This window comes from Acinetobacter sp. P1(2025) (assembly GCF_051390655.1).
In the GTDB taxonomy this organism is placed as follows: Bacteria; Pseudomonadota; Gammaproteobacteria; order Pseudomonadales; family Moraxellaceae; genus Acinetobacter; species Acinetobacter junii.
Genome location: NZ_JBPKBJ010000159.1, coordinates 1 through 1,026, shown reverse-complemented (window position 1 = coordinate 1,026; position 1,026 = coordinate 1). Strand labels below are relative to the sequence as shown.

General features: G+C 28.0%; 1 pseudogene. It reads left to right on the top strand.

The features are described 5' to 3' along the window. Nucleotides 1–116 precede the first annotated feature (116 nt). Nucleotides 117–1,026 (top strand): annotated as a pseudogene (locus ACSC97_RS18155) (hypothetical protein); the annotation flags it as partial.

Here is a 1,026-nt window from a genome sequence, read left to right as displayed (position 1 = left end):
CATCTTTACTTTTTCATATTTCATGTACTCATGATAGTAGAACATGACTTTTTAATGTGGATAAAAAACAAACAAAACGTTGATCGTTTTTTGATTTTTGCAAGAAGTCTAATGTTTTGTTAAAACAAGATAATTCAAAAAAATGGGAGTTAAGGCCAACGATTGGAAAAGTATATGATTCAAGTGGGAAAATATCTGATAGACCAATTTTATTTGCGAGATACTACGATGCAAATAACCAATTATTGTGCCGACATCCTTTTTCAATGGTTAGCTTATTAGAGTGTTCTGCAACGCTTGATGAACATTTAAACTCAATTGTATTGATAACACATAAACTTAAAGATCAACCTGCTAATAAAGACTTTCTTATAAAGGACTTTGAAAAAAAATCAATAGATTATATCTATGATATTAATTTGACTGAATATTCAACTTGTTTTCATTTAGTAGCAAATCATTTTGGTATAACTGAATTGCAAGAACTCTTTTCTGTAACTAGAATTCTATTAGATATTTGTTTGAATTTTACGGATTCACATTTTGAAATCATACATAGTAAAAATATAGTTGATAGAATGTTTAAGCCATCTGCAGGATTTGATGATCAACAATTACGTCAATATATAGAGTTTCATACTGCTTTAAAATTTGGAATTCAATATAAGGAAAGACCAATCTTATTCTATGTCCTTTTAAAATTAATGAGTCGGGATACGTATACAAATAAAGACCTAATTTTAGAAGAAATTAATAATATCTTTGATAGTCTTGGGCTTTGTGTGGTAAAGATTTTTGAAGATGCTAATAGACTTATTGTCGATAAAGCAGAAATTTTGAAAAATTCAGAGATTAAATATTTTTCCTTGATTGCTGAGTCTGTTAAAAAGAATGCAACTACTCTAATTAAAGAGTCGAGTGATGTGATTGATAAGTATTCTAGTCACATTAATAAATATTTAGATATTCTTGATTTGCCAAATATTCAAATAGGGGATTCATTCTTTCGATTAGGTAAGCCTCAAA